General features: G+C 68.0%; 3 protein-coding genes. All 3 read left to right on the top strand.

The annotated features are described in order from the left end of the window. On the top strand, window positions 1-1,471 hold a 1,471-nt coding region (locus tag HMPREF9463_RS10050), incomplete at its 5' end, for a MobA/MobL family protein (RefSeq protein WP_198019977.1). Between the two features lie 259 nt (window positions 1,472-1,730). After that, window positions 1,731-1,907 (top strand): hypothetical protein, encoded by a 177-nt coding sequence (locus HMPREF9463_RS10975; RefSeq protein ID WP_156599998.1) that lies wholly within the window; start codon window positions 1,731-1,733, stop codon window positions 1,905-1,907. Next, window positions 1,900-2,172 (top strand): hypothetical protein (locus HMPREF9463_RS10055; RefSeq protein WP_035138942.1); only part of this gene is annotated, 273 nt, incomplete at its 3' end. The genes HMPREF9463_RS10975 and HMPREF9463_RS10055, both read left to right, overlap by 8 nt.

Raw genomic sequence — 2,172 nt, forward strand, 5'->3', positions numbered from 1 at the left:
GACCGCGGCTCACGGCACTCCGCGCCGCTGCGCGGGGCGCATCTGCGCCCCTTGCCTGAAAGGAACTCGCATGGCCATCTTCCATCTGAACTACCGCGGCTGCTCGCCCGCCACCGGGGCGGGCGCGGTCAGGAAGGCCGCGTACCAGTCGGGCCAGGCGCTTGTGGAAGAGCGGACGGGGCAGGTCTGCGACTATGCCAGGAAGGAACGCGTCGTCGAGGAGGGTCTGTCTCTGCCCGGTGGCGTGCCGCCCATCGGGCGCGGCGAGCTCTGGAACGGGGCCGAGCGGGCATGGGCCGAGGGCGGCGGCGGAAACGAGCTCGTCGCGCTGCGCTATGAGTTTGCGTTGCCGATCGAGCTCGATGCCGACGGCCGCCGCGCCTGCGTGCGCGACTTCTGCGGGATGTTCCCCGCGAAGGCGTGCGACTGGGCGATACATGATGACGGCCGCGGCGGGAACCCCCACGCTCACGTCCTCGTCTCCGCGCTCGACCTTGGCGCTCAAGGCTTCATCCAGAGGACCAAGGGTGAGAAGGGGCAGTGCTGGTACCTGTGCCAGGATGCACATGGGCAGCAGGCGCCCATCCGCGCAACCGATTGGAAGGCAGCCAAGGCAGATGGCTGGGAGAAGATATATAACTTCAAGGATGGCCGCCGCCTGACCATGAAGCAGGCGAAGGCCGAGGGCCTGGGCACGAAGGACCGCACGAGTAAGAGGCCAGTGCAGATGCACCGTATCTCGGGTCAGGCCGCGCGCGACGTCGGTAGCGCCGAACTCACGGCCGTCCGCGCGGCCTGGGCAGAGATCGCCAACAGGCACCTCGCGGCACACGCCTCCGCAACGGGAACCACGGCGCAGGTTATCGACCATCGCAGCAATAAAGATAGAGGGCTGGATGAGCAGCCGACCGTGCACGAGGGCGGCACCGGGCTAATCGGGCACGCCGATCGCGTCAAGCTGAATAAAGAGATACGCGACCGCAACGCCCGCCTGCGGGTCCTTCGCGCAGAGCTGCAGCAGGAGGGCGTTGCGGTCGAGCAGCTGCAACGGGAAGTCGCGGAGCTCGAGCGTCAGCGCGGCCGCATCGAGAAGGCCAAGCGCGGTCGCGCCCAGGGCAGGCACAGGGGCGCGCTGGCCAAGCGCCGCCGCGTGGCCATGGCCACCGCCGCCGCGGCCGCCGATGCCCAACGCCGCGTGGCCATGGCCACCGCGGATCAGGTCGATACCCGCGCGGAGATGATCGCTCAGCTCGACGAGCAAATTGCCGCACTTGACCTCAAGATTCGCCAGCTGCAGGGCGGCAACAGCGCTGCGATGCTGTCCGGCCCCCTGCTCAAGGCCGCGGGGCTGGGCATCGAGCGCCGCAAGCTCGCTGACGAGCGGGCGAGGCTCGCGGGCGAGGACCCCGCGCCTCGCAAGCCCGAGCCGCCGCAGGCCGAACAGAAACGCCCCCGCGGCCACAAGCACTAGCCGCCGCGGTAGCTTCAGCTACATCGGCGCCGGCTATGGCCATGACCGTTCGCGGCGGCAATCCCGCCGCCCGCGGTCGCCGCGGAGGTTGGCGAAAAAATATTTTGGAGGGGTCGCACGTGTAAATATACGCGTGCATGTGCGCCTGCGCGATGGCACGTCTGACCTGCGATAACTAGACTTTTTCTGACTTTTTCGGAGCCGTACGCTTAGGCTGCGCCACGGACGGTGGCGCAGGGTTCAAGGCAAGGAGGTTGTCATGGTCAGGGTTCGTCTTGAGGGCCTGCCCGACGAGGTTCAGCGCATCGCCGACGCGATGCAGGCGGCGGGGTGCGTTCTGGAGCGCTCCCGCGAGTACCCGAACCGCGGCGAGAGCAGGTACGTGCGCGTATACCTCGACTGCGATCTGCCCAAGGAGGTGAGCCGCCATGATTGAGATTGACGGCGTCGAGCTGCGCACCGCGGCACAGTGGGAGAAGAAGCACCGCCATGTCAAGAAAGGCCAGCTCGGAAAGGGTGTGGAGCGCACTTGGCGCTCCCCGAACGGAAACACGACCGCGATGTTCTACAACATCGAGCAGACGCGCCCCTGGGCGAAAAAGGACGTCGAGGCGGTCAACCGCCGCCGCCGCGCCGACGCCAAGGCGAAGCGCGAGGCCGATGAGTGCGGGCGCATCGAGGGCGCCGCCCGCGCGGAACAG

The sequence above is a fragment of the Collinsella sp. 4_8_47FAA genome (assembly GCF_000763055.1).
In the GTDB taxonomy this organism is placed as follows: Bacteria; Actinomycetota; Coriobacteriia; order Coriobacteriales; family Coriobacteriaceae; genus Collinsella.

Coding starts and splice junctions, on each gene's coding strand:
- HMPREF9463_RS10975 (WP_156599998.1), top strand. CDS start 1,731: ATGGTCAGGGTTCGTCTTGAGGGCCTGCCCGACGAGGTTCAGCGCATC.